This is a genomic window from Stappia sp. TSB10P1A (genome assembly GCF_900185725.1).
GTDB lineage: Bacteria > Pseudomonadota > Alphaproteobacteria > Rhizobiales > Stappiaceae > Stappia.
Genome location: NZ_FYAU01000036.1, coordinates 552,332 through 573,967, shown reverse-complemented (window position 1 = coordinate 573,967; position 21,636 = coordinate 552,332). Strand labels below are relative to the sequence as shown.

Below are 21,636 nucleotides of genomic sequence, written 5' to 3'. Positions count from 1 at the left end.
CGCGCCCGCTGCTGGGTGTGTTACCGAGGATCAGACGGCGGCGGCCATCGCCTGGCGCGTCTGGCGGGCAAGGCGGGTCACCACGTTCTGGATGATGCGGTGCCCGGCATCCTGGTCGAGCGACATGATCGATTCGGGATGGAACTGCACCGCGGCGACCGGTTCGCTCTCGTGTTCGACCGCCATGATCACACCGTCCTCGGTCTCGGATGTCACTCGGAACCCGGCCGGCAGCTTGTCCCGCCGCGCGTGCAGCGAGTGATAGCGCCCGACCGTCACCGGCGAAGCGAGCCCCTCGAAGAGCATCGACCCTTCGATGAACGAAACGGGCGAGGGCTTGCCGTGCATCGGGATGGCGAGCTGCGCCAGTTCGCCGCCATAGGCTTCCGCCAAGGCCTGCAGTCCGAGGCAGACGCCAAAGATCGGCAATCCGCGCGCTCGCGCCCGGCCGATGGTCGCCGCGCAGTCGAAGTCCTTCGGACTGCCGGGGCCGGGCGACAGCACCACAAGATCCGGCGCAACATCGTGGAACACGCTGTCCGCCACCGGTGAGCGATAGGTGACGACCTCGGCGCCCGTCTGCCGGAAATAGTTGGCGAGCGTGTGGACGAAACTGTCCTCGTGGTCGACGAGCAGGATCTTCAGTCCCTTGCCCGGCTGCGCGGCCAAAGGATCGATCTTGCGTTCGCGGGCAAGCCCGGCCTCGCGCACGGCGGCGCGCATCGCCTCCGCCTTCAGCTCCGTCTCGGCCTCTTCCTCCTCCGGCACGCTGTCATAGAGCAGCGTCGCGCCGGCGCGGATCTGGGCGACGCCGTCCTTGATCCGCACGGTGCGCAGGGTCAGACCCGTGTTCATGTCGCCGTTGAACAGGATCGCGCCGATGGCGCCGCCATACCAGGCGCGGGGGCTCTTCTCGTGGCGCTCGATGAACTCCATCGCCCACCGCTTCGGCGCCCCGGTCACCGTCACCGCCCAAGTGTGCGACAGGAAGGCATCGAGCGCGTCGAGATCGTCGCGCAGGATGCCCTCGATATGGTCGACCGTATGGATCAGGCGGGAATACATCTCGATCTGGCGCCGGCCGATCACCCGCACCGAGCCCGGCACGCAGATGCGGCTCTTGTCGTTGCGGTCGACGTCGGAGCACATGGTGAGCTCGGCCTCGTCCTTGGCCGAATTCAACAGCTTGCGGATCTGCGCCTCGTCTTCGATCGCGTTCCGGCCGCGCCGGATGGTGCCCGAGATCGGGCAGGTCTCGACCCGCCTCCCGCCGGAGACGCGGACATACATCTCCGGGCTCGCACCGACCAGATATTCGGCGTTGCCCAGGTTGATGAAGAAGCCATAGGGGGAGGGGTTGATTTCCGTCAGCCGCCGGCTGACGGCGGAGGGCGCTGCCGGGCAGGCCTCGTAGAACACCTGGCCGGGAACGGTCTCGAACAGGTCGCCGCGCCGGAAGTAGTCCTTCGCGGCCTCCACCAGCCTTGCATATTCGCCCGGCTCGTGGTCGCCGCGCCCCGGGTCCTGGTTGGCTGGCCGATAGGCTTCCTTCGTGCCGGTGCGCGGAAGGGTTTCGGTGCTGCGCCCGTCCACCTGGAACTCATAGGAACGCACATGCGCCTTGCGGCCGTAGTGGTCGACCAGCAGGATCTCGTCCGGCAGGTAGAGCACCACGTCGCGCTGGTCGTCGGGGCGCGCGAGCACCAATTCGATCGGCTCGAACTGGAAGGCGAGATCGTAGCCGAAGGCGCCGTAGAGGCCGAGATGGCCGTCGTCGCAGGCAAACAGCGCGCTGATCGCCCGGATCACCGAGAAGACGGAGGGCTGGCGCGAGCGCTCCTCCTCGGCAAAAGCGCGGGTGGCCGGCTTGATCCGCAGGGTCAGGAGGTTGCCGTCGCGGGCAAGGCCTTCGACGTCCTCCTGCGCGGCAAGGCAGCACTCGACCGCCGGCAGCAGCAGAAGCCCGCGCTCGTTCAGTGCCTCGACGCGCACGTCGGAACCCCGGGACTCGAGCACCAGTGGCGGGTTGACCAGCGCCATGTCCCAGCGGGTGTAGCGGCCGGGATATTCGTAAGAAGAAGAGAAGACCGCACCCCGCTCAGCGTCCAGCCGGTCGATCCAGGGCGAGGTGCCCAGTTCGTAGTCGGCGGCCCGCGTCGCGACGCTGATGCCGATCCCCCCCTTCGTCACGAAGCTCTCTTCGCGTCCTGTCTGCATGTCCGTCTTCCCTGCCTCCGCTGGCCGCGATCCTCCCGGCCGGACATGGCAAAGCCGCCGGCGGGACCCCGCGGCGGCTTTTTGAAACTCCCCGAATGACGTTAAGTCACGCGCTGTCGTTCGCCGCCTGTTACCAGGAGCGCCACCACCAGCCGTTGATCGTCGTCGTCATCGTCATGTCAAAGTCAGTAGCGCATGCCGGCCCCGTCCGCAACGGCGAAAGTCGCGGAGAGGCGCAGGGTCACGATCCGGCAATGAGGCGGCCGAGCCGCACGGCGGTCTGGCCTTTCGCCGGCCGCCGGTTCGGCATGATCAGCACCGTGCGATCCTCCGGCACCGTCACCGCTACCTCGCCGTCATAGGCGATCACTGTTCCGGCCTTCTCGATTACTTCCTGCCCGACATAGTCCGCCGTGAAGCGGAAGGCGTCGGTCATGATCGTGATCGGCTCGATGATCTCGATGAAGCTCTGCGGTCCCGGCGCGGGGAAGCGTGCAAGCTCGTCGGCAAAGGTGTCCGGCGCCACAGCGCCCGTCACTTGCAGGAAGCGCAGGGTGGTTTCAAGGGCCACATCGGCGCTGGCGGCCTCCCAATGCTGGCCGCATTCCACCAGCAGCGCGTTCTTTTCACTCGCAGGATCGCCGAAACCGCCATAGTCGCGCATCCGCTTGCCGGCCGCATGGCCCTCGTCGCTGACAACCAGCGCCGGCGTTCCGACGGCACGCGCCAGCGCCCGTCCCTTGGCCAGGGGACCGGCGATGTAGAGCGGCGCCGTCGCGTTCTGCATCGAATGCAGGTCGAGCAGGAGATCGACGCTGTCGATGAAGGGGCGCAGCTCCTTCGCGCGTTTGCGCTCCAAGGTCTCGCCGCCGCCGAGCGTTTCCGGCTGCCACAGCCGGTTCATGTCCTCGTCCGCCCAGCGCGAGGCAAACGGGTCCGCCGGGTCGAACCGGTCATAGGCATCGAGGTTGACAAAGGCGAGGGACAGCTTGCCGCGCACAGGGCGGACATCGTGGCGGAACAGCCAGTCAAGCGCGATCGGACCGCAGAGCTCGTTGCCATGCACCACGGCTGTGACAGCCACATGCGGGCCGGCAATGCCGCTGTCGAAGGTGGTGACGCCCTCGATACCGACATTGCCGGCGCGATAGGAGGAGATGTCCGTCTTGAGCAGTTCGACAGGAGGCTGTCCGGTGGTCATGGCGTTTTTCTCGGCGAAGTTGAGCGGGAAACTGTGGTTTAGCGGGTGGCTTCCTCGATCAGCCGGTCGAGGAAGGTCTCGCACTTGACGAGTTCGGAAACGGCGATGAACTCGTCCGCCTTGTGCGCCTGCTCGATGGAGCCGGGGCCGATCACCACGGTGGGGATGGCGGCGATCTCGACGAAGCGGCCGCCTTCCGTGCCGTAGGCGACCTTGGCGTGGTCGTTGCGCCCGGCAAGCCGTTTGGCGAGCCGGGTGACGTCTGCATCCGCCGCCGTGTCGAGGCCTGGGAAGCTGGAGATCTGCTCGAAGGCGATGCCCGTCTCGGGCGCGCGTGACTTCATCTCCGGCTCGATCTCCTCACGGGCGAAGCGCATCACCTCGTCGACGAGCGCGTCCGCATCCTCGCCGGGCAGAACCCGGAACTCGAAGGCGAAGTCGCAGCGGTCGGGGACGATGTTGAGAGCCGTTCCTCCGGCAACGGTGCCTGTGTGCGACGTCGTCACCGGCACATCGTAGAGCGGGTCGCTGGGGCCATCGGCAAGCTCAACTCCCATCTCGCGCACCTTGAGGATCAGCCGCGCGGCATGGTCGATGGCATTGACGCCCTGCGGAGCCAGCGAGGAGTGGCAGGTTCGGCCCGTGACGATCGCTCGGTAGGAGCGCTTGGCCTTGTGGCCGATCACCACCTGCATCTCCGTCGGCTCGCCGACAAAGCAGGCTTCCGGCAGGGCCACCGTCTTCACCAGCCGCTCGATCAGGCTTGGGACGCCCTTGCAGCCGACTTCCTCGTCATAGGAAAAGGCGAAATGGATCGGCTTGACGAGATCGCGCGCCAGCATCTCGTCGACCTTGGCAAGGCAGCAGGCGAGAAATCCCTTCATGTCGCAGGCGCCGCGCCCGTAGAGCAGGCCGCTACGCTCGGTCAAGGTGAAGGGATCGCTGGTCCATGTCTGGCCATCCACCGGCACCACGTCCGTGTGGCCGGACAGCACGTAGCCCGGGATGTCTTTCGGTCCGATGGTGGCGATCAGGTTGGCTTTCTCGCCGGTCTCGTCCGGCACCCGCGTCGTGGCGACGCCGCGCGCGGCGAAGAAGGCCTCCACATGCGAGATCAGCGCCAGGTTGGAGTTCCGGCTCGTGGTGTCGAAGCCGACGAGGTCCTTCAGGATGCCGACCGAGCGCGGAGCAGCAAGCTGGAGCATGCGGTGTCCTTTCCTTGCGGCCGAATCAGGCCGGATGCGAGTAGGCGTCGGCCGGCACGGCCCGGCGCGCATATTCGATGAAGCGCTGGGCGATCGGCGAGACGCGCCCGGCGGGAACGAAGAACTGGGTGAGATAGTCGACACGCGGCGAGAAGCGCCGGAAGACAACACCCTCAAGCGGCCGCAGACTCACGGGGAAGGGGTTGACCAGGCCGACGCCCATGCCCTCGCGCACCAGCTCGCAGATGGCGATGCTGGTCGCCGTTTCCGCCCGGATCTTCCGCTCGATGCCGCGTTCGGCGAAGATCCGGTCATAGACATTGCGCTGGTGGAAGCGGCGGGTCAGCGCGATGAAGGATTCTCCCGCCAGATCTTCCGGCAGGATCTCTTCACGGCTCGCCAGCCGGTGATCCGCCGGGATCGCCGCATGGGCGATCGCGTGGCGGAAGGGATAGATCCGCAGACCATCGTGGCGCAACCGCCCGTCGCTGATGCCGAGGTCGGCGTTCTCGTCGGCGACCGCCGCAGTCACGGTGGTCGACATGCCGATTTCCAGATGCACAGACGCTTCCGGATTGTCGGCCAGAAACCCCGGAACGAGCTTGGTCATCAGGCGGTGGGCCAGCGTCGGCGGGGCGGCGATCCGCAACCGTTTCGGGTTGAGGTCCTCCGCCTCGGCCGCATCGAGCCGCGCCAGCGTGGCGAAGATCGGCTCGATCTGCTCGTTGAAGGCAAGCCCCTCGGATGTCGGCAGGATCTTGTTGCCGTTGCGGTGGAACAGTTGCCGGTTGAGCCGGGCTTCCAACTGGGCGATGGCACGGCTCACCGCCGGCTGCGAGATGCCGAGCCGGTGGGCGGCGGCCGTCGTCTTGCCTTCCGAGATAACCGCCCGCAGCACCTCCAGCTCGCGAAGCGTCAGGCCGCTGCGGTTGACGGTGCTCGTGGCTTGCCGAGCCGGCGGCTCGTCCGTAACCTCTGTATTTGTCATGGGAATACAATTATGCGTTCGAGTTATCGTTTTTCGTTTGTCGATCATATAAACGCATAATAGCCTTCCCCACAAGCCGGCGAGGCGTCAACCTCGACACGGGACAGCAGACGGGGACCAGTCGATCCCGCCCCGTCTGGACAAGACCAGAGGGGATCCAGAGGGGAGCTACCTGATGAAGTCTGCAAGGACGCCGCTCGCGCGCGCGCTCATGGGGGCGGCGTGCGCCATTGTCGCTTTCGCCACACCGGCCGCGGCCGAGGATCTCGTGATCGGCCTCGATTCGGAGTCGACCTCGATCGATCCGCATTTCCACAATCTGGGGCCGAACAACCAGCTCGGCTTCATGATGTTCGACCGCCTCGCCAATCCGGACGAGCGCCAGAACTTCCAGCCCGGTCTTGCCGTATCCTGGAAGCCGGTCGACAGCACCACCTGGGAGTTCAAGCTGCGCGAGGGCGTGAAGTTCCACGACGGCACGGACTTCAACGCCGACGACGTTATCTGCACGTTCGAACGCGCCCCCAGCGTGCCGAATTCGCCAGCGAGCTTCGACACCTATATCAAGGGCAAAACCTTCATCAAGATCGATGACTATACGATCCATGTGAAGACCGCCGAGCCCTATCCGGTCATGGTCAATGACCTCGGCAACGTCGCGATCATCTCCAACGAGGGTGGCTGCCAGGGCACGACCGAGGAGTTCAACTCCGGCAAGGCGGCGGCCGGCACGGGGCCCTTCAAGTTCGTCGAATACGTGCCCGGCGACCGCATCGTGCTTGCCGCGAACGAAGACTACTGGGGCGGCAAGCCGATCTGGGACAAGGTGACGCTGAAGCCGATCAAGTCGGCTCCCTCGCGCGTTGCCGCGCTTCTGGCCGGCGATGTCGACGTCATCAACGGTGTTCCGACCACCGACATCGAGACGCTGAAGAGCCGGGACAATGTCGTGCTTTCGCAGGGCGTGTCCAACCGCGTCATCTACCTGCATCTCGACCATTTCCGCGAGGCCTCGCCTTTCGTGAAGGCCAATGGCGGCGGCGACATCAAGAACCCGTTGATGGACGTCAAGGTTCGCAAGGCCCTCTCCAAGGCGATCTCGCGCGAGCTGATCCGCGACCGCGTCATGGAAGGGCAGGCGATCCCGGCCGGCCAGCTCCTGCCGGAGGGCTTCTTCGGCGTGTCGGAGAACCTGAAGGCGGAACCCTATGATCTGGAGGGCGCCAAGGCGCTGCTTGCCGAGGCCGGACTGCCGGACGGGTTCGAGCTGACCATCCACGCGCCCAACAACCGCTATCTCAACGACGCCAAGATCGCCGAGGCGATCGCGCAGATGCTGACGCGCGCCGGCATCAAGACGCAGGTGGAGACCATGCCGAGCTCGGTCTACTTCACCCGCGCCTCCACCGGTGCCGACGGCCTGCCGGAATTCTCGCTGATCCTGGTCGGCTGGGGAGCGGGCTCGGGCGAGGCGTCCTCGCCGCTGCGCGCCCTTATCGCCACCGCCGACAAGGACAAGGGCATGGGCTCGGCCAATCGCGGCCGCTACTCAAACCCGGAGGTCGACCGGCTGATCGAGGCGGCGCTCTCGGAAGTTGACGACGAGAAGCGCGCCGGCCTGCTTGCGGAAGCAACGGAGATCGCAATCGGCGAACTCGCGATCGTCCCGATCCACTATCAGGTGAACACCTGGGCGACCCGCAAGGGGCTGAACTACATCCCGCGCACCGACGAATACACCGTCGCCTATGGTGTGCTCAAAGACTGAGGCTCGCCTCGTTCCGCCTCCGGCTCCGTGCCGGAGGCGGAGTGTCCGGGACGCTCCGTCGCGATGACAGGCAGTGCCGGCGGAGACGCCCGCAAGGACTCTCCGCCTCACCTTGCGGCGGCTCCGCCGGACTGTCCCGTCCCCTCCATGCCGCTTTGCCGGGAAACCGCTTCATGAGCGTCTTTATTCTCCGCCGCCTCCTGCAGAGCGTGCTGGTCATCGTCGCCATGGCCATGATCGTCTTCTTCGGCGTTCATCTGGTCGGCGACCCGGTCTACATGTTCATTACGCCTGACATGGACCAGCAGGACATCGAGAACGTCACCCGCGCGCTCGGCCTCGACCGACCGATCTGGGAGCAGTTCTGGCTGTTCATCGTCAATGCCCTGAGCGGCAATCTCGGCCAGTCCTTCATCTTCGGCGAGCCGGCGTTGGGGCTGATCATCCAGCGCATGCCGGCGACGCTTGAACTGGCCTTCGCCGCCCTGCTGATGGCCATTGTCATCGGCATTCCTTTAGGCCTCTATGCCGGGCTCTATCCGGACAGTGTCGGCGCCAAGACCATCATGGCCGGCTCGATCCTCGGCTTCTCCCTGCCCACCTTCTGGGTCGGCATCATGATGATCATGGTCTTTGCCGTGATGCTTGGCTGGCTGCCCTCGACCGGGCGCGGCAGCACGGTCGATGTCTTCGGCATCCGCGTGTCCTTCCTGACACTCGATGGGCTGCGCCATCTCGCCCTGCCGGCCCTCAACCTTGCGCTTCTCAAGATTTCGCTGGTCATCCGTCTGACCCGCGCCGGCGCCCGCGAGGCGATGCTGCAGGATTACATCAAGTTCGCCCGCGCCAAGGGCCTGTCGCGCTCGCGCATCGTCGGCGTTCATCTGATGAAGAACATCCTCATTCCGGTCGTCACGGTTCTTGGACTGGAGTTCGGCTCGCTCATCGCTTTCTCGGTGGTCACTGAGACGATCTTCGCCTGGCCGGGGATGGGCAAGCTGCTCATCGAGTCGATCCAGCAGCTCGACCGGCCGATCATCGTCGCCTACCTCATGATGATCGTCTTCCTCTTCGTGGTCATCAACCTGGTGGTCGACATTCTCTATTCGATCCTTGATCCGCGCGTGCGGCTCGGCGACCGCGGCCAGTGAGGACGAACATCATGGCATCAACCGAGACCCCCATCGCAGGCATCGCCGCCCCCCGCCGCGCGGACACGCCCTTTCGCCGTTTCCTCTCGGACTTCACCGATAGCCGGCTGGCCGTTCTTGCCGCCATCGGGCTTGCCATCGTTATCCTGGCGGCGTTGCTGGCGCCCTGGATCTCGCCGCAGAACCCTTACGATCTGGCCGTGGTGTCGGTCTTCGACGCCCGCCTGCCGCCGGGCTCGCAGAGCATGGACGGCGTCACCTTCTGGCTTGGTACGGATGGTTCGGGGCGGGACCTGCTCTCCGCGATTCTTTACGGGCTGCGTATCTCGCTGTCGGTGGGCGTTGCCTCCGCAGCGATTGCACTGACGATCGGCATGATCGTCGGACTGGTCGCCGCTTATGCCGGCGGGCGGACGGAAGGGGTGATCATGCGCATCGTCGACATCCAGTTGTCGTTGCCGGCCGTGCTCATCGCCCTGATCCTGCTGGCCATTCTCGGCAAGGGCATCGACAAGATCATCATCGCCCTGGTCATCGCCCAATGGGCCTATTATGCCCGCACCGTGCGGGCCTCGGCGCTGGTCGAGCGCCGCCGCGAATATGTCGAGGCCGCCGCCTGCCTCGGCCTGTCGCATGCCCGCATCGTTTTCCGCCATATCCTGCCGAACTGCATCGCCCCGCTGATCGTTGTCGGCACCGTGCAGACGGCTCATGCCATCGCGCTGGAGGCAACGCTGTCCTTCCTGGGCGTCGGCCTGCCGCAGACGGAGCCGTCCCTCGGCCTGCTGATCGCCAACGGCTTCGACTACATGCTCTCCGGCAAGTACTGGATCTCCGTCTTTCCCGGAGTGGCGCTGCTGATCACCATCGTCACCATCAACATTGTCGGCGACCAGCTCCGTGACGCGCTGAACCCGCGGCTGCAGAAGTGAGGGCCGCATGAGCCGCGAAACCATTCTCGAGGTCCGGGACCTGCGGACCCATTTCTTCACCAAGGCCGGCGTTGCGCGCGCTGTCGACGGCGTTTCCTTCTCGCTCGCGCGCGGCGAGGTTCTCGGCCTCGTCGGCGAGAGCGGATCGGGCAAGACCGTCACCGGCTTCTCGCTGATGGGGCTGGTCGACCCGCCCGGCCGCCTCGTTTCCGGCTCGATCCGTCTCGGCAACGAGGAACTCGCCGGACTGTTGGAGGAGGGCTGGCGCCGGTTGCGCGGCCGGCGCATTGCCATGATCTTCCAGGACCCGATGATGACGCTCAATCCGGTCCTGCGCATCGACACGCAGATGATCGAGGCGATCCGTGCCCATGTCGACATTTCCCGCTCGGCAGCGCGGGAGCGGGCGCGCGAGGCGCTTGCCCGTGTCGGCATTCCCTCGCCGGACGAACGGCTCTCCGCCTATCCTCATCAGTTCTCCGGCGGTATGCGTCAGAGGGTGGCGATCGCGATAGCCTTGCTCAACGAGCCGGACGTGATCGTCGCCGACGAGCCGACCACCGCGCTCGATGTCACTATCCAGGCGCAGATTCTCTACGAGGTGCAGAAACTATGCGCCGAAACGGGCCTTGCGATGATCTGGATCACCCATGACCTTGCCGTCGTCGGCGGGCTCGCCGACCGCGTGGCGGTGATGTATGCCGGCCGCATCGTCGAGCAGGGACCGGTCGATGCCGTTCTCGATGCGCCCTATCATCCCTATACCCACGGCCTCATCGGCTCGGTACCGAGCCAGAACCGCCGCGGTACGCGCCTCACCCAGATCCCCGGCATGGCGCCGTCGCTGCTGGCCCTGCCGGAAGGGTGCAGCTTCGCCGCCCGCTGCCCGCGCGCCGACGCAGCCTGCAAGGTCTTGCCCGATCTGTTGGAACTCTCGGCGGGCCGCACCGCGCGCTGCCATCATCCGCACGGGCTCGTCGAAACCACTGTTGGAGAGGACGCATGAGCGCCGCACCGCTGCTTGCCCTCGACGCCGTCTCCAAGCGCTTCGTGCGTCGTCTCGATGCGGCCGAGAAGATCGTCAATCTCTTCGGCGGCAAACGCCGTGAGGAGGTCGTCCACGCAGTCGACAGCGTGTCCTTGCAGATCGCGGAAGGCGAGGTGGTCGGCCTTGTCGGGGAATCCGGTTGCGGCAAGTCGACCCTCGGGCGTGTCGTCGCCGGCGTCCATGCGCCGAGCGAGGGGCGGGTGCTGTGGCGTGGGCGCGATGTGGAGAGCCTGTCGGGCGCCGAGCGGCGCGAGGCGACGCTGAAGATCCAGATGATCTTCCAGGACCCCATGTCCTCGCTCAACCCGCGTATGCGGGTGCGCGATATCGTCGGCGAGGCGCCGCGCGTTCACGGGCTCGTCTCGGGCGACGAGATCGCCGACTATGTCGACCGGATGCTGCTGCGCGTCGGCCTCGATCCCAGCTACAAGAGCCGCTATCCGCACCAGTTTTCCGGCGGCCAGCGCCAGCGGATCGGCATTGCCCGGGCCCTTGCCGTACAGCCGGATTTCCTGGTCTGCGACGAGAGCATCGCCGCTCTCGACGTGTCGATCCAGGCGCAGGTCCTCAATCTCTTCATGGATCTGCGCGAGGATCTCGGCCTCACCTATCTGTTCATCTCCCACGATCTCGGCGTTGTCGAGCATCTCGCCGACCGGGTGGTGATCATGTATCTCGGCCGGGTCGTGGAAAGCGCGCCGGCGGTCGAGCTTTTCGCCGATCCGAACCACCCCTACGCGCGCGCGCTCCTGGCCGAGGTGCCGCGCATCGACACGCGCAAGCGGGTGTTCCAGCCGGTGAAGGGCGAGATCCCGTCGCCGCTCGCCCCACCGTCCGGCTGTCATTTTCACCCACGCTGCCCGCATGCGAAGCCCCGTTGTCGCGAGCAGGCGCCTGCCCTTCGCGAGATCGCGCCGGGCCGCATGTCGGCCTGTCACTTGAACGATGGCTGAGGCCATGCCGGGGGCAGGGGAGGCGACCCTTTTCGAGGTGTTGCGGCCGGACCGGCTTGCCGCGCCGCTCGTCCTCGACAGCCCGCATTCCGGAACGATCTATCCGTCGGACTTTGCCCCTGCCCAGCCTCCGGAGCGCTATCGCCGGGCGGAGGATATGTATGTCGACGAGCTTTTTTCCGCCGCGCCCGCCCTCGGCCTGCCGCTGCTGAAGGCACTCTTCGGTCGCATCTATTGCGATGTGAACCGCGCCTTCGACGATCTCGATCCGGCCGTTCTCGATGACGCGCAGGGGCTGGATCTTGCTCCCTCCGGCAAGGCGCGGCTGGGCAAGGGGGTCGTCTGGACCGCGACCCCGCCCGATGGCGCGCCGCTTCTGGCCGGTCCCTTGCTTCGAACCGGCTACCTGGCGCGGCTGGAGCGGTGCTGGCACCCCTATCATGCGACGCTGGCAGAGCTGCTCGGCGAGATCCGCGCAGCGCATGGCCGGGTCTTCCACCTCGATCTCCATTCGATGCAACCTGTCGCCAATGCCATGCACGAAGATGCGACCGGCTCGCTGCGTCCCGATATCGTGCTGTCGGACCTGGAGGGAACCAGCGCCGCCGCCGGTTATCTGGAGATGGCCCGCGACCTGCTGCTCGGCCTCGGCTTTTCCGTGCAGGTCAACGATCCCTTCAAGGGCGCGGAGATCCTGCGCCGTCATGGCGACCCGGCGCGCGGCGTGCATTCGCTGCAGATCGAGATCAACCGCGCGCTCTACATGAACGTTGAGCACTACGGCAAAACCGCGCGGTTCGACGACACGAGGCAACGGCTTTCGGCCTTTCTCACTTCCTTGCGGGACTGGGCTGCAAAAAGCAGCGGTTGAATTTTTCCGGCAGACAGGGCACCAGAGCGCAGCGGTGGCTCCGCCGCACTCCCTCACGTCCCGCACACGGAACGCCGTTTCATGAAGACCGGCCTGTCGCGCCCGAAGCATCAAATTCGCTGGCTCCTGCTGGAAGGCATCAGCCCGACCGCCCCCGCCCTGCTCGATCAGGCCGGCTACACCAATGTCACCCAGCTCAAGACGGCGCTCGATCGCGAGGCGTTGATCGAGGCGCTGCAGGGCGTTCATATCGTCGGCATCCGCTCGCGGACCCAGATCGACGAAGCGATTCTCAAGGAAGCCGGCACGCTGGTCGCGGTCGGTTGTTTCTCCGTGGGAACCAACCAGGTCGATCTCGTCGGCAGCAACCGTCGCGGCATCCCGGTCTTCAACGCGCCGTTTTCCAACACCCGCAGCGTGGCCGAACTGACCATCGCCGAGATCGTCATGCTGATGCGCGGCGCCTTCGCCAAGTCGATGGCCGCGCATAACGGGCGGTGGCTGAAGACGGCCGCTGGCAGCAACGAAGTGCGCGGCAAGACCCTCGGTATCGTCGGATACGGCAATATCGGCTCGCAACTGGCGGTGCTCGCCGAGGCGATGGGGATGCGCGTCGTCTATTACGATCACGCCGACAAGCTGCGCCACGGCAATGTCGAGCCGACCGCCTCGCTCGGGGAACTGCTCGCCGTCGCCGATGTCGTGTCCCTGCACCTGCCGCAGACACCCGAGACCCGTGGCATGATCGGCGCAGCCGAGATCGCCGCGATGAAGAAGGGCGCCTATCTCATCAACAACGCCCGTGGCACGGTGCTGGACATCGACGCGCTGGCGCAGGCCCTGCGCTCCGGTCATCTGGCCGGCGCCGCCGTCGACGTGTTCCCGAGCGAGCCCAAGTCGAACGACGAGGAGTTCGTGTCTCCCTTGCGCGGGCTCGACAACGTCATCCTGACGCCGCATGTCGGCGGCTCGACGGAGGAGGCGCAGGAACGCATCGGCGAGGAGGTCGCCCGTCGTCTCATCGAATATTCGGACGTCGGCTCGACGATCGGTGCGGTGAACTTTCCGCAGGTGCAATTGCCGAAGGGCACCCGCAACACCCGTTTCATTCAGGTGCAGCGCAATCTTCCGGGCGAACTCGGCAAGCTCAATGACCTCTTCGCCCGCTACGAGATCAACATCGCGGCCCAGCATTATCAGACCGACGGCGAGATCGGTTATGTGGTGCTCGACGCCGATGGGCCGGTGGAAAACGCCGTGGAGATCCTCGAAGAGATCCGCCGCCTGTCCGGCACCATCCGCGCACGGCTGCTGAACCGGGTGTGAACGCGCAAGGCGGCCGGAACCGACCGGCCGCTGTTGTTCTTCAATGAAAAATTGCTAGGCTTGCGACAACAGGGCGGCGGCTTCGCGCTGCCGGCCTTTCGCCGCCGCCTGCCTCAATTCCGACGCAGGCCCGCAGGATAGGTTGGGAGTTGGGCTCGTTCCCGCCCCCTGTGACTGCAGGCACTCCCGTTCCGCCAGCCAGCCGACCCGCATGACCCACATTCTTCCCATCGCTGCGTTGCTCGTCGGTTCTGCGCTTCTGCTGCTTGCGGGCGGCCTTCAGGGGCTGCTTCTGCCTCTGCGTGGCTCCTTCGAGGGCTTTTCCGACAATTCGCTCGGTCTGCTCGGCACCGGCTGGGCGGTGGGCTATATTGCCGGGTGCCTGCTGACCCCGATCATCGTCAGCCGGGTCGGCCACATCCGGGCGTTTGGCGTGTTCTGCTCGCTCGCCTCCATCGTCGTGCTGCTGAATCTCGTCTTCATGACACCCTGGGCCTGGATCCCGCTCAGGGCGCTCTCCGGCTTTTGTTTCGCTGGCGCCGCGATGGTGGTGGAAAGCTGGCTGAACGAGCGGGCCAACCCGGCCACGCGCGGCCGCATCTTCGGCATCTACACGATGATCAATCTGGGCGCGACCACCGCCGGCCAGATGCTGCTGACCCTGGGCGATCCGGCCGGCTACCTGTTCTTCGTGATCGGAGCCATGGTCTATTCCTGCGCGCTGCTGCCGACCGCGCTGTCGACCGCCGCTGCCCCGCAGCCGCTCTCCCAGGTCCGCCTCGACATCCGTTCGCTGTGGCGCAACTCGCCGGTGGCGGTGATCGGCGTCTTTCTCGTCGGCATCTCCAACAGCGCGTTCGGGACGCTCGGCGCCGTCTATGGTCGTCAGGTCGAATTGTCCGTGTCCTCGATCGCCACCATGATGTCGGTGGCGCTGCTCGCCGGTGCGCTCATTCAGGTCCCCGTCGGCATGCTGTCCGACCGTATCGACCGGCGCATCGTGCTGATCGGCATCGCCATTGCCGGGTTTCTCGTGGGCATGGCGCTGACATTCGGCGAGGCGCTGTCGCCTCTCGCCATCATTTCCCTCGTCGCGGCGTTCGGCGGCATGATCTATTCGATGTACCCGGTCATCGTCGCTCATGCCAACGACCACTCGCCGCCGGGGGAGTTCCTCAAGACCAGCGGCGGCCTGCTGCTCCTGTTCGGCGTCGGTTCGATCGTCGGCCCGCTGCTGGCGTCGGTGATGATGACCATGACGCGGCCGCAGGGCCTGTTTGCCGTCACCTCCGCGGCCCATGCGCTGATCATCGGCTTTTCGATCTGGCGCATGACCCAGCGCGCGCCGCTGGCGCCGGAGGAGAAGGAGGAGTTCGTCGCCATGGCGTCGGGCGTGCGCTTCTCCACCCCCGAGACGCTGGCTCTCGATCCCCGCGCCGAGGACGACGAGGGCACCTCCCGCGACGCCGCTTAAGGTCGCGAGGATGCTTGCCTCTTGCGCGAGAGCCCGCCGCGTGGCATAGAACGCCCGTCATCAAGAGAAGGGCTGGCGCCCTCGCCAACCTGCCCGACCGGGCAAGGTGGTCTCCCTGACACTGAAGACCGGGTCAACCGGTCCGCGTTTTGGGGATGTGGCCGCATCATGCGGCAACCAAACGGTCGTTTGATCCGCGCCAGTCCTCCTCGGGAAACCGATGGAGGATTTTTTATGTCCAGAGCAACGTCCGGTGCCTCGCTGATTGGGCGCCCGCCCGCCGATCCGGCTGCCTCGTGCCGTGCCGCCAAGCGGCACGCCCCGTTCGCGGCAACCCTGAAACTGGCGGAGATCCGCGTTCTGGCGGCCGGATTGAAGATGCGCGCCACGTGCCTGGGGCTCGACCGGGATTGCAGACAGCCCGGCCTTGATGATGCGGAGCGGGCTCGCCGGCTCGCGGATCTCGAACGCTTGTGGGCGGGCGGATGCCGCAAGGCGGTCGACGAAGTGCTGTTCCGCGACATCGCCGCCCGCCATCCGGATCTCGCCATGGCGCTACGGGCGCGGCTGCGCCGCCGTCAGTCCTCGTCTTCCGCCGGCACCGGGATCGGACGTCCCTGATCGTCCACGGCGACGAAGGTGAAGGTCGCATCCGTCACCTTCTCGCGTCGTCCGTGGCGATGGCGCAGCGCCCATGCCTCGATGCCGATCTTCATCGAGGTGCGGCCGACGCCGGTCACCCGGCAATAGACGCAGAGGACGTCGCCGACATGCACCGGTCGGATGAAGGTCATCCGCTCGACGGAGATTGTCACCACGCGCCGGCGCGCCCGCTGTCCGGCGGCGATGCCGCCGGCAAGGTCCATCTGCGACAGCACCCAGCCGCCGAAAATGTCGCCGGCCGCGTTGGTGTCGGCGGGCATGGCCATCGTCCGCAGCGTCAACTCGCCTGTCGGGGTTTCGATGGTCTCCTGGTCGTTCACGGGCGAGATCTCCTGTCTGGTCGCGGAATCGCGGGATGGACCCTCGACAGCCTATCGCTGCTTTGCCTGCTTGCGAAAGAAAAAGCCCCCGGTCCGCGAGGCGGGCCGGGGGCTGGGACGCTGTCTGGCAGGGGCGGTGGCGGTTCCGTCTCAGGCGGCTGCGACCTCATGCAGGAACCTGTCGATTTCATGCCTGAGGGCGTCGGTGTTGCGGCTCATGGCGCCTGAGGCGTCGAGGACGTTATCGGCGGCTGAGGAGGTGCTGTCGACGGTGCTCGCGAGCAGTTCCATGTTGCGGGTGACGGCGCCGGTGCCCTCGGCCGCCTGCTGGACCGAGCGGGAGATGTCGCTGGTGGCGGCGCCCTGCTGCTCGACGGCGGAGGCGATCGATGCGGTGTAGCCGTTGACGTCCTGCATGATCTGGGCGATCTCGCCGATGGCGGCGACGGCCTCGCCGGTCGAGCCCTGGATGGCGGCGATCTGGGCGCCGATCTCCTCGGTCGCCTTGGAGGTCTGGGTGGCGAGCTCCTTGACCTCGGCGGCGACGACGGCGAAGCCCTTGCCGGCCTCGCCCGCCCGCGCCGCCTCGATGGTGGCATTGAGGGCGAGAAGGTTGGTCTGTTCGGCGATCGCCTGGATCAAGGAGACGACCTCGCCGATCTTGTTGGCGGCGGCGGCAAGGCCGGCGACCTTCTCGTTGGTCTGGCGGGTGCCCTGGGTGGCCTGATCGACGACCTGGGTGGTCTGGCCGACCTGCCGGGAGATCTCGGCGATGGAGGCGGAGAGTTCCTCAGCGGCGCTGGCGACGGTCTGGACGCTGTCGGTGGCGATCGAGCTTGCCTGGGTGGTCTCGCTGGCGCGCTCGGCGCTTTCCTGGGCCGAGGAGGAGAGCGCCCGCGCGGTCTCGTCCAGCCCGTTCGCCGTCGCGCTCACCGTCCCGATCAGCGCCTGCACCTTGTCCCGGAAATCCGCGATCAGGGCTTCCGTGCGGGCCTGGCGGGCGGCGCGGGCCTGTGCCTCCTCCGATTGCGCACCTTCCAGCCGCTGGCGTTCGATGGCGTTGTCGCGGAAGGTCTCGACGGCACGCGCCATGTCGCCGATCTCATCGCGCCGCTCGTCCATGCCGGCATCGACCGAGGTGTCGCCGGCGGCAAGACGGGCCATGACGTCGGTCAGGCGGGCCACTGGACGGGCGAGAGCTCCGGCGCCGAGCCAGACCACCGCCAGCACCGCCAGCAACAGGCCGAAGCCGATGGCCAGCATAGTGTTGCGTGCCGCCACGGCGCCGGCAATCATTGCCGAATAGGGCACGTCGAGGGTGACGTACCAGCGTTCCGCGACGCCGGGGAACGTCACCGGCACGGCAGTGAGGAAGCGGTCTCCGACAAGGCTCTCCGACTGGCCGGCATCCGCGGCGCGCAGCAGCTTCAGTACCTCGCCATCCTCGACCTTCTTGCCGAGCAGGTTTGCATCCGACGTCGAGACCCAGAGATCGTCACCGCCGATGAGCTTGACTTCACCCTGGCCGAAAGGCCGGTTGGCGGACATCTTTTCCACGATGTCGGCCAGCGACAGATCGGAGGTGGCGATGCCGACGGCCTTGTCGCCCTTGCGCACCACCCAACTGATGGTGGTCATCAGCACGTCCTTGCCGTCGATCGGATAGGTATAGGGCGGGGTGATCAGGGAGCGGTTCTCGCGGACCGGCATGTCGTACCAGCCTTCGGTTCCGGCCTCCTTGGTCATGATCAACTGCTCGACCGCCACCTTCTTGTCCGCGCCGAAGTAGAAATACGGAACGAACCGCCCGTTGGCGTCGGAATACTTGTGGTCCTTGAACTCGGCATCACGGCCGTCGAGGCCGTTCGGCTCGAAGGCGAGCGTCATGCCCACCAGGTTGGGATTGCTCTCGACCGTGCGGATCATCAGATCGCCGAGCCGGTCCCGGTCGGTCATGCCATTGGCGATGAGTCCCTCGACCGCGGCGGCGGCGGTCTTGGCGACGGTCAGCGAGCGCGACACATCGCCTGACACATCTGCCGCATAGCCCGACAGCAGCGCCTGGGCTTCCCGTCTCGCATCTCCCTCGGCCGTTGACGACATCACCATGGAGCCGGCAAGGCTGACGCCGATGATCGAGACGGAAAACAGAATACCGGCGCTCACCAGCAGCTTGTTGCGGATCGACAGGTCGGAAAAGCGCATTACGAAACCCCCAGCAGGCCCCTCGGGAATAGTTCTGGCCTTATGCCTAGCTGAGGCTGCGTTACTATCGGCTTAATTCCTGAGTAGTGATCGATTAATGTGACAATTGCGGTCAAGTTGATGCGGTGCTGACCCTAAGTGCGCGAAGCAGGTCTTCGCTATCCATTCAGAGCGCCGGCTCACATCAAAGTCGTTGGGACAAGTGGAGAATTCCACGGCACACCTGGCCGGCCGCGGCTCTATTGCCGGACAGCTTCAAGGTCGATGCGGATGTCTACCTCGTCGCCGACGAGGCCGTTCTCGACCGCATAAATCATGCCGAAGTCGGAGCGGCGCAAAACCGTTCTGGCGCTGATGCCGACAACATGGGTGTCGCCGAACGGGTAGGGGCCGATCTTGTTGAGCGTGACATTGAGCGTCACCGGCCGGGTCACGCCCCGCAGGGTGAGGTCGCCGATGACGGTCCCGGTCGCCTCGGTCTCGGCGCGCGCGTCCGTCATCCGGAAGGTGATGCGCGGATGCGCGTCCGCGCTCAGGAAGTCGTCGGAGCGCAGGTGTCCGTCGCGCCGCTCGTCGTTGGAAAAGACGCTTGCCGTCTCGATGGCGACCGACAGGTCGGAGAGTTCCCGCGTGTTCTCGTCATAGGTGAAGCTGCCCTCGCCCTTGAGGAACAGGCCCCAGGTCGGCGCGTAACCGATATGCATGGCGTTAAAGACGATGGAGAAGTGGCTCGGATCGATGACATAGGTTCGCGGTTCGGCCCGGGCGGGCAGGGCTGCGGTCAGGGCTGCAAATGCGACAGCGCAAGCGGCGATGCGGGCAGGCTTGAACAGGGACACGTGCGGCCTCCTCCCTTGTGGTCCTGCCGGATCATATAGGCGCGCGGCCGACAACAGCGAGGGCAAGGGCGAACGGATCTTGCCGGCTCAGGCGTTCCACAGCCAGGCGGCACCGCGAACGCCGGAACTGTCGCCATGCACCGCCTTGCGGATCGGTACGTCATACTGGTCGGAGAAGACGTGCCGGCCGATTTCCCGCGGCAGCAGGTCGTAAAGTTCCTCGATATTCGACATGCCGCCACCGAGCACGAAGACATCCGGGTCAAGGATATTGGCGACCATCGCCATCGCACGCGCCAGTCGCGACGCGTAGCGGTCGAGAGTGGCGGCCGCGGCGGCCTCGCCGGCGCGTGCCCGTTCGATGATCTCGTGACCCGTCAGCTTCACTCCGCTTACCTGCTGATAGTCCCACTGGAAGCCCGTGCCTGAGCACCACCGGTCGATGGTGCCGCGCTTGCCGGTCCAGCAGTCGGGACCGGGAAACTCCTCGTCGGTCATCCAGGGCACCGGGATGTTGCCCCATTCGCCGCCGATGCCGTTGCGGCCGCGATGCGCCCGTCCGTCGATGGCGATCCCTGAGCCGCAGCCGGTGCCGATGATGATCGCATGCACCACATGCGCGCCCTTGCCGGCGCCGTCGGTGGCCTCCGAGACTGCCAGGCAGTTGGCGTCGTTCTCGATGCGAACGGGCCGTGCCAGCGCCGCTTCCAGGTCGCGGTCGAGCGGCATGCCGTTCATCCAGGTGGAATTGGCGTTCTTGACGAGGCCGGTCGCCGGCGACAGCGAACCGGGAATGCCGAGCCCGATGGTGCCGCTCCGGCTCGTTGCCGCCTCGGCGGCTCCGACCAGCCCGACGACGGCACGGATGCAGCCGTCATAGTCCTCGCGCGGCGTCGGCACGCGCAGGCGAAAACGCTCCGAGCCGTCCGCCTCCAGCGCGATGATCTCCATCTTGGTCCCGCCCCAGTCGATGCCGAGGCGAAGTGGCGCGGTGTGCGGATCTGTCATGAAGGCTGTCCGGTCGCGGGTGTGTGGGTCACGGCGGGACTTTCGCCCCGCCCGAGTCGCGCCGCGATCATAGCAAGGCGGGAGCCGTGCGCCCAAGGTGGGCGTTTGGCGGTGGCGCCGCCCTCAACCTCAGGAAAATAACCGAGGTCATAGCGATCAGCGTTCCGGTAAGTCCGGTAGAGCATTTGGCGGCGCGGCCAGCCTTGCTCCTCTCTGTCGTTAAGAGCATTGGCAGGAGCCTGACATCAGCGACCACGGCTCGCCAACTCCTGTCATTTTCCGCGATTTCAGGGATGCATGGCGCGCGCGGGCGGACTAATCTCTGCCTCCCGATCCGCTTCGGCCCGTCCGCGCTCGATCTTGCGCGGGCCCGCATCACAATATTTCAACGACGTTCCCCTGGGAGGACATATGACGATCTGGAGCAAACTCGCCATTGCCGGCCTTGCCGCGCTCGTGCCGCTGTCCGCGTCCGCCGAGACGCGGGTGACCTACAAGTCGGCCTCCGCCGGCACGTCCTACTACCAGATGGGCGTGCAGATCGCCGAGGCGATCAAGGCCGGTACCGATGGCGGCATCATCGTCACGCTGGAGGAGAGCCAGGGTTCGGTGCAGAACGTGATGGAAGCGGCGGTGCGCCCCGGCAACTACGTCTTCACCACGCCTCCGGGCCTCGTCGGCCAGGCGCAGGGCGCCAAGGGACCGTTCGACGGCAAGGGCAACCCGAAGTTCGACGAGATCCGCGCGCTCTTTCCGATCCCCTCGCTGACCATGCATTTCGTCATGTCGGCGGACAGCGGCGTCACCGACTTCGCCGGCATGAAAGGCAAGAGCATCCTGATCGGCAAGGGTACGTTCGGCGCCACCGAGGGCGCCAAGTATCTCGAACTCTTCGGCCTCAAGGACAAGGTCAAACTGGCCGACGTGGAACTGTCCAACGCTGGTGCTGCGCTCAAGAACGGCCAGATCGACGGCTTCGTCACGGCCAGTTCCTGGCCGGCGCCGAATGTCATCGAGGCGGCGGCCGGCACCGGCGTCACGCTGCTGTCCCTGTCCGACGAGCAGGTCGCCGAGACCAAGCGGACGAAAACGGTGATCCCGGCCCGCACCTATGCGGGCCAGGACCAGGACGTCGTCACCACCTCGCTGGACGTAGTCGCCTACACGACCACCGCGATGGACGACGACACCGCCTATCAGTTGACCAAGACCTTCTGGGAGCAGAAGGAGAAGATGAGCGCCGACGCGCCGTGGTGGGCGGGTGTGACGACGGATATGCTGGCCAGCATTTCCGGCAAGATCCATCCGGGCGCGCAGCGCTATTACGCAGAACAGGGCGTGGCCCTGACCGACGCGCAGAAATAAGGCGCAGGCGGCCGCCATACGCTCGGCTGGCCTTTGGCACGGTTGCGGCCCGGACACCCGTCCGGGCCGATGGTTTTTGATCCTGCCGCACCGTTTTCGGCG

General features: G+C 66.1%; 18 protein-coding genes and 1 riboswitch. Of the genes, 10 read left to right on the top strand and 8 right to left on the bottom strand.

Translation table 11 applies throughout. The features are described from left to right. Positions 1 to 30: 30 nt before the first annotated feature. From TSB10P1A_RS21175 to TSB10P1A_RS21160, 4 genes are all read right to left on the bottom strand, one after another. Positions 31 to 2,217, bottom strand: coding sequence for an anthranilate synthase (locus TSB10P1A_RS21175; RefSeq protein WP_186389918.1), 2,187 nt, complete (start codon positions 2,215 to 2,217; stop codon positions 31 to 33). A 241-nt stretch (positions 2,218 to 2,458) separates the two neighbouring features. Further along, positions 2,459 to 3,418, bottom strand: coding sequence for a succinylglutamate desuccinylase/aspartoacylase family protein (locus TSB10P1A_RS21170; RefSeq protein WP_186389917.1), 960 nt, complete (start codon positions 3,416 to 3,418; stop codon positions 2,459 to 2,461). A gap of 38 nt (positions 3,419 to 3,456) precedes the next feature. After that, positions 3,457 to 4,623: an acetylornithine deacetylase gene (gene argE, locus TSB10P1A_RS21165; RefSeq protein ID WP_186389916.1), complete on the bottom strand. Its 1,167-nt coding sequence runs from the start codon at positions 4,621 to 4,623 to the stop codon at positions 3,457 to 3,459. Positions 4,624 to 4,648: 25 nt separating this feature from the next. Next, entirely contained in the window at positions 4,649 to 5,611 is a 963-nt protein-coding gene (locus tag TSB10P1A_RS21160) for a LysR family transcriptional regulator (RefSeq protein ID WP_186389915.1), read from the bottom strand. Between the two features lie 175 nt (positions 5,612 to 5,786). Here TSB10P1A_RS21160 and TSB10P1A_RS21155 point away from each other — a divergent pair, with 175 nt between their 5' ends. The 9 genes from TSB10P1A_RS21155 to TSB10P1A_RS21115 all read left to right on the top strand — a co-directional run bounded on the left by TSB10P1A_RS21155 (position 5,787) and on the right by TSB10P1A_RS21115 (position 15,755). After that, positions 5,787 to 7,379 (top strand): ABC transporter substrate-binding protein, encoded by a 1,593-nt coding sequence (locus TSB10P1A_RS21155; RefSeq protein ID WP_208984523.1) that lies wholly within the window; start codon positions 5,787 to 5,789, stop codon positions 7,377 to 7,379. A 173-nt stretch (positions 7,380 to 7,552) separates the two neighbouring features. Next, positions 7,553 to 8,530: an ABC transporter permease gene (locus tag TSB10P1A_RS21150; protein ID WP_186389914.1), complete on the top strand. Its 978-nt coding sequence runs from the start codon at positions 7,553 to 7,555 to the stop codon at positions 8,528 to 8,530. Positions 8,531 to 8,541: 11 nt separating this feature from the next. Then, a complete protein-coding gene (locus TSB10P1A_RS21145; RefSeq protein ID WP_186389913.1) occupies positions 8,542 to 9,462 on the top strand; it encodes an ABC transporter permease in 921 nt (306 codons plus the stop codon). 7 nt (positions 9,463 to 9,469) lie between these two features. Further along, entirely contained in the window at positions 9,470 to 10,468 is a 999-nt protein-coding gene (locus tag TSB10P1A_RS21140; RefSeq protein ID WP_186389912.1) for an ABC transporter ATP-binding protein, read from the top strand. Beyond that, positions 10,465 to 11,463 (top strand): ABC transporter ATP-binding protein, encoded by a 999-nt coding sequence (locus tag TSB10P1A_RS21135; RefSeq protein WP_186389911.1) that lies wholly within the window; start codon positions 10,465 to 10,467, stop codon positions 11,461 to 11,463. Before TSB10P1A_RS21140 ends, TSB10P1A_RS21135 begins: the two co-directional genes overlap by 4 nt. Positions 11,464 to 11,467: 4 nt before the next feature. Continuing rightward, the gene (locus TSB10P1A_RS21130) at positions 11,468 to 12,334 is read left to right on the top strand and encodes an N-formylglutamate amidohydrolase (RefSeq protein WP_186389910.1); all 867 of its coding nucleotides are present in this window, start codon (positions 11,468 to 11,470) and stop codon (positions 12,332 to 12,334) included. A gap of 81 nt (positions 12,335 to 12,415) precedes the next feature. Continuing rightward, positions 12,416 to 13,660 carry a phosphoglycerate dehydrogenase gene (gene serA / locus TSB10P1A_RS21125; protein WP_186389909.1) on the top strand — a complete coding sequence of 415 codons (1,245 nt, stop codon included), beginning with the start codon at positions 12,416 to 12,418 and terminating at the stop codon, positions 13,658 to 13,660. Positions 13,661 to 13,871: 211 nt separating this feature from the next. Then, complete coding sequence (locus TSB10P1A_RS21120; protein WP_186389908.1) at positions 13,872 to 15,134, top strand: MFS transporter; 1,263 nt, start codon at positions 13,872 to 13,874, stop codon at positions 15,132 to 15,134. A 52-nt stretch (positions 15,135 to 15,186) separates the two neighbouring features. Further along, a riboswitch (SAM-I-IV-variant riboswitch) is annotated at positions 15,187 to 15,325 on the top strand. Then, positions 15,303 to 15,755, top strand: a complete 453-nt coding sequence (locus TSB10P1A_RS21115; protein WP_186389907.1) for a hypothetical protein — start codon at positions 15,303 to 15,305, stop codon at positions 15,753 to 15,755. (Overlaps the previous riboswitch by 23 nt.) Here the strand turns inward: TSB10P1A_RS21115 and TSB10P1A_RS21110 are convergent. The 4 genes from TSB10P1A_RS21110 to TSB10P1A_RS21095 all read right to left on the bottom strand — a co-directional run bounded on the left by TSB10P1A_RS21110 (position 15,713) and on the right by TSB10P1A_RS21095 (position 20,169). Then, a complete protein-coding gene (locus TSB10P1A_RS21110; protein WP_186390102.1) occupies positions 15,713 to 16,063 on the bottom strand; it encodes an acyl-CoA thioesterase in 351 nt (116 codons plus the stop codon). The two genes, TSB10P1A_RS21115 and TSB10P1A_RS21110, sit on opposite strands and share 43 nt — an antisense overlap. A gap of 204 nt (positions 16,064 to 16,267) precedes the next feature. Next, positions 16,268 to 18,322 carry a methyl-accepting chemotaxis protein gene (locus TSB10P1A_RS21105; protein ID WP_208987166.1) on the bottom strand — a complete coding sequence of 685 codons (2,055 nt, stop codon included), beginning with the start codon at positions 18,320 to 18,322 and terminating at the stop codon, positions 16,268 to 16,270. Positions 18,323 to 18,561: 239 nt separating this feature from the next. Further along, positions 18,562 to 19,161: a YceI family protein gene (locus TSB10P1A_RS21100; RefSeq protein WP_208985377.1), complete on the bottom strand. Its 600-nt coding sequence runs from the start codon at positions 19,159 to 19,161 to the stop codon at positions 18,562 to 18,564. 87 nt (positions 19,162 to 19,248) lie between these two features. After that, positions 19,249 to 20,169, bottom strand: a complete 921-nt coding sequence (locus TSB10P1A_RS21095; protein ID WP_186389906.1) for an ROK family protein — start codon at positions 20,167 to 20,169, stop codon at positions 19,249 to 19,251. Between the two features lie 411 nt (positions 20,170 to 20,580). Between TSB10P1A_RS21095 and TSB10P1A_RS21090 the strand changes: the two genes are divergently transcribed. Continuing rightward, positions 20,581 to 21,534, top strand: a complete 954-nt coding sequence (locus tag TSB10P1A_RS21090) for a TAXI family TRAP transporter solute-binding subunit (protein WP_186389905.1) — start codon at positions 20,581 to 20,583, stop codon at positions 21,532 to 21,534. Positions 21,535 to 21,636: the final 102 nt, after the last annotated feature.